General features: G+C 38.6%; 7 protein-coding genes. 1 reads left to right on the top strand and 6 read right to left on the bottom strand.

Annotation, left to right across the window (positions count from 1 at the left end; genetic code table 11):
- A partial coding sequence (gene putA, locus ACJAT7_RS03060; RefSeq protein ID WP_415225327.1) for a bifunctional proline dehydrogenase/L-glutamate gamma-semialdehyde dehydrogenase PutA occupies window positions 1-1,931 on the bottom strand: 1,931 nt, incomplete at its 3' end.
- 527 nt (window positions 1,932-2,458) lie between these two features.
- Between putA and ACJAT7_RS03055 the strand changes: the two genes are divergently transcribed.
- A complete protein-coding gene (locus ACJAT7_RS03055) occupies window positions 2,459-3,001 on the top strand; it encodes a hypothetical protein (RefSeq protein ID WP_415225326.1) in 543 nt (180 codons plus the stop codon).
- 257 nt (window positions 3,002-3,258) lie between these two features.
- Here the strand turns inward: ACJAT7_RS03055 and ACJAT7_RS03050 are convergent, their stop codons facing one another.
- From ACJAT7_RS03050 to ACJAT7_RS03030, 5 genes are all read right to left on the bottom strand, one after another.
- Window positions 3,259-3,714 carry a tellurite resistance TerB family protein gene (locus tag ACJAT7_RS03050; protein ID WP_415225325.1) on the bottom strand — a complete coding sequence of 152 codons (456 nt, stop codon included), beginning with the start codon at window positions 3,712-3,714 and terminating at the stop codon, window positions 3,259-3,261.
- Between the two features lie 198 nt (window positions 3,715-3,912).
- Window positions 3,913-4,521, bottom strand: coding sequence for an HAD family hydrolase (locus ACJAT7_RS03045; RefSeq protein ID WP_415225324.1), 609 nt, complete (start codon window positions 4,519-4,521; stop codon window positions 3,913-3,915).
- Window positions 4,522-4,548: 27 nt separating this feature from the next.
- Entirely contained in the window at window positions 4,549-5,658 is a 1,110-nt protein-coding gene (locus ACJAT7_RS03040; RefSeq protein WP_415225323.1) for a cysteine protease StiP family protein, read from the bottom strand.
- Entirely contained in the window at window positions 5,648-6,412 is a 765-nt protein-coding gene (locus tag ACJAT7_RS03035; RefSeq protein WP_415225322.1) for an HAD family hydrolase, read from the bottom strand. Before ACJAT7_RS03035 ends, ACJAT7_RS03040 begins: the two co-directional genes overlap by 11 nt.
- Window positions 6,413-7,495, bottom strand: coding sequence for a phosphoribosyltransferase domain-containing protein (locus ACJAT7_RS03030; RefSeq protein WP_415225321.1), 1,083 nt, complete (start codon window positions 7,493-7,495; stop codon window positions 6,413-6,415).
- Window positions 7,496-7,592: the final 97 nt, after the last annotated feature.

The following is a 7,592-nucleotide window of genomic DNA, read 5'->3' as shown; positions in this document are numbered from 1 at the left end:
TCAATACCATCTTGCGCAATTTTCCCCGCTTCTTTAATACAAAGAGCAATCAGTTCATCCATATGCCGTTCTAAAATATCAGCGGTTCGTCTTAGTAAATTAGCTCTCTCCGCAATTGGCGTTTGTGACCAGGTAGCAAAACTGCTCTGAGCTTTGGTCAGCTTAGCGAGCATCTCCTCACGGCTGTCATGGCGATGGAAACCAATAATTTGCTCATGATCTGCCGGATTGCGTACCGCAAAACAATCATCAGGCACTTGTTCTGCTGTGAGTAAGTGCTCATTGAACCAGCGATTAAGCGATTCTCTTAATGGCGTGATCTGATTGATATCGTTAAGGTCCAACCCTTTTGAATTATCTCTCTCCTGACCAAATAAATTGATCGGTTTAAGAATCTGCTCATTGTAGGAAACTTTAAGGCGCTGAGTTTTTTCGACAGGATCTTCGAGTAAAGATTCAACCGGACGGCTTTCATCAACAATGGCGTTAACAAAAGAGGAGTTGGCACCATTTTCCAGCAGGCGGCGTACCAGATAAGCGAGTAAGTCTTCATGCTGACCAACCGGTGCGTAGATTCGACATTGGATATTATCAGTGGTCACAATTTGATCATACAAACTGTCACCCATGCCATGTAAACATTGGAATTCAAAGCCTTCTTTATCATCACCGGCAAGCTCAATAATGACCGCTGCGGTATAAGCATTGTGCGTTGCAAATTGAGGATAGATAGTATCGCGATAGTCTAACAGACGATTAGCACAGGCATGATAAGAGACATCGGTGGACGATTTACGGGTAAATACAGGATAATGTTCAAGCCCTTCTTTTTGCGCTTTTTTTATCTCAGTATCCCAATAAGCGCCTTTGGTCAGCCGTACCATCATTTTGCGCCCCACTTTCTCGGTTAACTCGCGCAACCAGTCGATCACAAAAATCGCTCGCTTTTGGTAAGATTGAACTGCCAAACCGAAACCATCCCAACCACTTAAGTCAGGATCACTAAACACCATTTCGATAATATCGAGGGAGATGTCCAGGCGCTCAGACTCTTCGGCATCGACCGTTAAACCAATATTATATTTTTTTGCCAATAAGCATAACGCTTTGAGTTTTGCTGGGATCTCCTTAATCACTCGTTCCCTGTGACTAAACTCGTAACGGGAATGAATAGCGGACAATTTAACTGATATTCCGGGGCTTTTTCGGGGACCTTTACCTTTAGCTGCTTCACCAATAACAACAATTGCGTTGGCATAGGCTTCAAAATAACGATCCGCATCTTCTTGCGTTCTTGCGCCTTCACCCAGCACATCGTAAGAATAGACATACCCTTTACGTTCTTTTTCCTCCGCACGCTTAACCGCAGCAACAATAGTTTCACCTATTACAAACTGTTCTCCCATTACCTTCATAGCAATATTCATCGCTTTACGAATAACCGGTTCCCCCATTCTTCCAAGGGTTTTCTTCAATAAGCCAAACTGATTGCTTTTGCGGCTATCGCTGAAATTAACCATGCTGCCGGTTAACAACAATCCCCAAGATGATGCATTCACAAAAAGAGAATGACTGCTACCTAGATGTGTACTCCATCGGCCCTTTGAAAGCTTATCGCGGATCAGCTCGTCCTGAGTTTCTTTATCAGGTATCCGTAATAATGCTTCAGCCAGGCACATAAGCACCACACCTTCAGCCGAAGAAAGAGAATACTCGTTAAGTAACGCTTCAACGACACCAGTACCTGCTTGCTGACTGCGTATTTGCAGCACCATTTTTCGTGCTCGCTCCCACGCACGACTGCGCGCCCGCATGTTAACCTCTGCCTCAGGCAAAATGTGATTAATAGCTAAATTTTCATCAATCCGATAAAAATCTCGAATTTTTTGACGAATAGCAGAATCGGTGACTAAGTTACCATCAAACAACATACGCAACCTCCAGGGAACTAAATACTTAAATATTAAGAAACAGATACTTGCCGAGTATATAGCAGATTATCCGAACATTCTGGCTGGAAGTAATAAAATGCGAACTTACCCAGCAGGTTGAAAATATTCGCCAGAACAACATTTACCTATAAGCGGCAAACAAGGCAAGTTCATTAAGGGAAAGTAATCACGACCGTGATTGCCTCATTACTAGCTCAAACTATCTGTATAAAAATAGTGGGAGTAAATTAATGATAGGCAAAAGGTTTGCAGTCCTCAATTCAGATCCGTAATGACCTGTTTTTTCTTTGTTTTCTGAGATGAACAATTCTGTTCCAATTAACATTAACCTTATCTAAAGGGGTATAATGCTTCCATGATCCTGCAATACTATTTTGTCGGATTGATGCCTAGCTGCAACGCTGCTTGACCGGATCCTAGAGAGTCAATAATATGGGATAAAAGGTTGATTGCGTCGAACCCCATAAACAGCGTTAGCTGTCTTAAAATATCAGAAAGTGAAAATAATGAAAAAAGATAAAATTCTACCCCCAATCAAACAGATGCAACGAGATGTAAAAACCGGTGGCTGTAAATATGAAGCATTTGCCCGATACCAAGCATCGGGTGGACAGGCTGTGTCTGGCTCAATGGCATTAGCGATGATCCCCGATAAAACGGCCGTTGAAAAATATGGCTGGATGAATAAGTTAATTTTGCTTATGTATTGGCTACCGATCGGTTCTTTATATGTCGCAGGGGCGATTATGCAAGGAAACTACTATTTGGGACACCTGTTGGTGCCGATGATCGTGACCTATTTTGTGTTAAAGAAAAGCGCAATCAGTTACTATTTCTTTATCTATCTTAGTGTGAATATCATATACCAGGCTTTTAATTCAAACACCGATAATAACTTGTTTTTGCCATTCGTTACTCTCTATTGCTCAGTATTGATCCTTCTCACAATTAAGACCAAATTAAGATTATTTCCATACCAGAGTTTTTTCCAGCAGAGAAAAAAATCAGACGGAACCTTTATTTTTACATCGGAACAGAAACCACACTAGCGGGGTGCCGGTCTCTCTTAATCGGCTGCTGTAGGATATTGCTTAGATAACGCGGTTGGAGAGAGGTTTGTTGGCAGTTTCAAGAATGGATGGTGATTTATCGCCGATTAACGACGAAATTTAACAAAGTCAGGTGTCTAGTAATAAATTAAAAAGCGGTGCGCAAAGCAATGATCTGCCTTTTTGATAAAAAATATGAGGGTAACTTCATCGAAATGTAATTTACCCCCAACACACCGCATTAACGATCTGTTCTGTTATACATCGAAATCAGAAGGATTAATGCCAAGTGCAAGACATGCGTCTTTTACGGCTTTCTTTTCATCGGCATCAAAATCGCCATCAGCACCACCAATAATGATACCAAGTTGGATACAAGCCCTAGCTTGATCTTCCTTACTTTTTAATTTACTTATCGCCTGTATTGCATCAATACGTCCAAAATCAAAATCAGCCGTTAATTTGTCACAATAGAAATCAAATTTAATTTTCAAATCTGCAGCATTAAACACTTGTAAACTTTCATTACTCATAATAAATGCAGCGGTTTTACTACGCTCTGAAGCATCTATAGTGCCATCAGCGGCAGCAACTAAAGCGCACATTGCCATTGAAGCATCGGAAAATTTTTGGTTTTGAAACTTACTAATATTTTTTTGTAAGCCTTCATTCATTTCCTCAGCTTTGCTTCTCAAATTGTCCCATAATCCCATTTTAGTATCCTCATTTGCTAATTAATATTATAAAATTTTTGATTTTGTATTGTAATCAAAGACGAGAGGCATTTAATATAGCCACATATCGTAATTACTGACACTTTCTCGGCGGTCTTTTACATTCAAAGAAATGAAAGACCCTGCAAAAAATACAGCGTCAGTTATGATAATGATAAATATAACCATATCAGTAACCTACTCCACATTAAATGGTTTCACAACCTCGTTTAGAACGTAAAAGCTACTATTAGCCATTTTTAACATGGGAATATCCACCGGTAAATTGCCAAATGCCTGAACAACATCGTAGCGCGCGTCATTAACACTAAAAACTCGGTTTAAACGAACGACTTTCTCTTGCTCCTGGCATTCACTTTCAATTTCCCCCGTCAGCATACCATTCTGCTCGACCATAGTGGTACCAATCACTCGTTTAACTGGCCAACCTAGCCTATCCACAATACCATCTATATAAGACTCCGGTGATGCAGTAACAATCCATATTTCAATGCCTCTGTTATTTAAATCTTTCATAATCTCAACCACTTCAATAATGGGAGTGACTTTTTCAAATAACGTTACGCCGGCGGCAAACAGTTGCTCCCGCATTTTCCCATTTAACGCTTTTTTGTATAAATACGTTTTGATCGATAACTTAATCCCTTGTTGATAAGTGGATTTTTTAAACAACAAGGGTATTAATTGTATGGGTAACGGTGTGTTACCTAAAAAATGTTTAAACAAAAAATTTAATGAATTTTCTTGAATTAAGGTTTGGTCAAAATCAAACAGTGCTATTTTCATTTGTATCTTCTTTTTATAGACATAAACTTATTTAACGTCTTTAATTAATGCGCATGCACCAAACGGCATCTCATTCATTTCTACAACATCAATATTCTTTTCTATTGCCAGTTTTAATAAATGGATGGTACTCGGGTTAAGTTTATCTTTCACAATTAACAGATCCGGGACCCTTCTGAGCATTACTCTTGTCGCTTCTGCAATACCCGGCTTGATCCTGTTTTTATTAGAAACATGATGCTTTTGCATAATTTCCTGCAAAAAATTCCGCGTCATCGACTGCCGTTTTTTAGCAGAAAGTGATTCATTTTGTAATGGGGTTTGAAAATCACTGAGCTTAAAACAATCCGTTACCTGATTAACAAACCAGTTTGAACGATCGCAATTTTCTAAGTGAGAATATGAAATACAACCATGAAAATCATCTGCTTTTATTTGATCGTTCAATACTGAGCGGCTGATTAAGCCACTTACTGTCGAATTCATTAGTGCACTGGGTATCGCATAGTCATCAAAAGTGGCAGAAAAGTCTGCTGTTCCACCGATATCTGAAATAACAAATAATTGTTCAGACAGGTTGAGGTTACGACGCGCATTATAATGCTGAACCGCCTTTTTTAATTCTTCAGTCATCACCCCTTTAGCGGTCCAACCGTCCACAAAAACAATGCTTTCAGGCTTAATTTTTTGACCGTAAATAAGGTAATCTAGCGCATTCTCATCAATGCCTTTATCGCGAACAATACTAATTGAATAATGCAGTGAATTAACCTCGCCGTATTCATTGATCGCGCGATTTAATAACACGCCAATCGGGGTGCCTGCACGTACCAAAGAAATAATGCAGATATCACCATCACGATTTTCAACAATCTTTTTGGCTAATTGTAAGACTTCAACCGCTAGCCGATTTTTGTATTGCTCAGTCAGGTTTAAAAACAGCTCCGCATATTGCTGCGATGGTGCGCTTTCTTGATTCACCATTTCTGAATAATGCATTGCGCCAGTTTGAATTAACCGCTCCTTGTCTTCAATAGTATAAAATTTAGGTTCGATATTTTTTAACAGAAACAAACAATCTTCTGCGCAATAGCTGCCCAACAACGGGGTTTTATCAGAGTGTAAATTATTCAACATGGGATATAGCTTTCATTATTTGGCTGGATTTAGGGAAGATAGCAAAATCTAAATTTCGAATAAAGGGCAGATCAGACAAACTATCACCGATTCCGAATACCACATCTTTATCAGACATATTTAGTTTTTTAATCAGATAGTTAACAGCTAATTCTTTATTAGCATAGGGGGGTAATATGGCGAAGTTACCTTCATTACCATGAATTCTAAAATCGAGTTGCTGAAGATATAAATTAATCTTATCTAACAAGCTTTCCTGCTGGTAATGAACAGGGATTTTTATGCAAATATAGGTACAAATATCATGATCGATAATTAAACGAACCCGGGCATCACAATTAATGGCGCTAAAATAATCTATCAGCTGACAATGGGTCTGAGTCAGTTTTTCCTGCCAATGGGTCATATCAAAATTGTTATTTAAATATTTAAACCAGCAAGGCAATAATTCTGATTTATCATCTAATATCAGCGCACCATGAGAAACGATGGCATATTCACTGTTGCTCACTTGATCAATAATACAATGCTCATATGCACTGGTTCTGCGTCCTGTTACCGCAATAAACGAGGCTTTCAAGGCAGCTAACATCTGCACTAATTTTTGTTGTTGCAGTGTTGCATAAGATTCTATTTCACCCTGTTTGTTAATAGAGGTTATCTGACTATCATCCGTTTTTGTATGTTTTCTCTTACTACTAAACAAACTATCATCTAAATCTGTGAATACAAATACGCGAGGTGACTGTGTCATTTAAGCGATCTCACATTTTGTTAAGGGGTATTTACTTGCAAACTCATGCGCATCTCTTGCGCTTTCATTTTCTAATAATACGTACACGTCTCTATTACCCTCTTCAAAATTATAAAGATAATGTTCAACATCACGCCCGTCAAAAGAAAAAGATATTTTTTTCTGGATCGATTCTCCCAAGAGTAAAGGAGAGCGATTAATGGATTGATATAGCACATCACACCCTGCTTGTTCATGTTTTTCAGCAATCAGGAAGGGAATATATTGATGCTCACCATTAGCTATAATGGTCATCTCTTTTGATGAAGTAATACTGGGAAAATGACCAGAATAGGGCATTAACATGGCGCAGCGCCCCAGTTCATCTGATGAGAGTGCTTCACATAACCCGGTATCTACATTTTCCGGTAATTCGGGCTTAAAATTTTCTTTTTTCAGCATTGATATTTGAGCTTCCATTAATGACACATAACGAACAGGAATATTAAAATCGTTTATGGATAAACTCTGTTTTTTATCTATTAAATTAACTAATGAAATAATCACAATTTCTTCGATATTCATTAAGTGTTTTAATAACCGGGTAATGAGCAGTTTAACGGTTCGACCTGTGGTTATTTCATCATCCACAATCACTAAGCGTTTACTTTCAGTGATTCCTTCAAGCAACTCTTTTTTAGGTGCATAGAACATATGGTCAACCGCATGACTATGTGCTTCATCAAGGGAAAACCATAAAGGTCGATTCAATTTATGACGCGTCGTATGCTGAAAATAGACGTTTTCTTGTTGAACTCTCGTTAAACTATCAGCAACCCCTGCCCCTAATCCCGTCGCGGCTTCCGCTAAACTAACAACATAAGTTAATTTATCATCTCCTAGAGACCCAGATAATGAATCATAAACCTCTCTCATCACATTCGGTTTCGTGGGAACATAACGACCAATCACTTTGCTAACAAGCATAAAACTTCGCTTAGGATTTTGCCTGCAAGCAAAGGTTAATAATTCTTCGACTGGTTTTTTTGTATTTAGTACTTTAAGCGAAATAAGTCCCGCTTGAGTTTCAAAATTGTAATTCATAGAGTATTTACTTAATTTAATTTTTTAAATAAACCAGTCGCACTCATTTTGAGTAGCGGTTAATAAGTATAAAGCTCCATCATTCATGCTCGCAAGT

Origin of the sequence: Psychromonas sp. (assembly GCF_047632995.1) — a bacterium.
GTDB lineage: Bacteria > Pseudomonadota > Gammaproteobacteria > Enterobacterales > Psychromonadaceae > Psychromonas.
Note: the sequence above shows the minus strand (reverse complement) of the source record. Positions and strands in the feature narration are given on the sequence as shown.

Coding starts and splice junctions, on each gene's coding strand:
- ACJAT7_RS03055 (WP_415225326.1), top strand. CDS start 2,459: ATGAAAAAAGATAAAATTCTACCCCCAATCAAACAGATGCAACGAGAT.
- ACJAT7_RS03045 (WP_415225324.1), bottom strand. CDS start 4,521: ATGAAAATAGCACTGTTTGATTTTGACCAAACCTTAATTCAAGAAAAT.
- ACJAT7_RS03035 (WP_415225322.1), bottom strand. CDS start 6,412: ATGACACAGTCACCTCGCGTATTTGTATTCACAGATTTAGATGATAGT.
- ACJAT7_RS03040 (WP_415225323.1), bottom strand. CDS start 5,658: ATGTTGAATAATTTACACTCTGATAAAACCCCGTTGTTGGGCAGCTAT.
- ACJAT7_RS03030 (WP_415225321.1), bottom strand. CDS start 7,495: ATGAATTACAATTTTGAAACTCAAGCGGGACTTATTTCGCTTAAAGTA.
- ACJAT7_RS03050 (WP_415225325.1), bottom strand. CDS start 3,714: ATGGGATTATGGGACAATTTGAGAAGCAAAGCTGAGGAAATGAATGAA.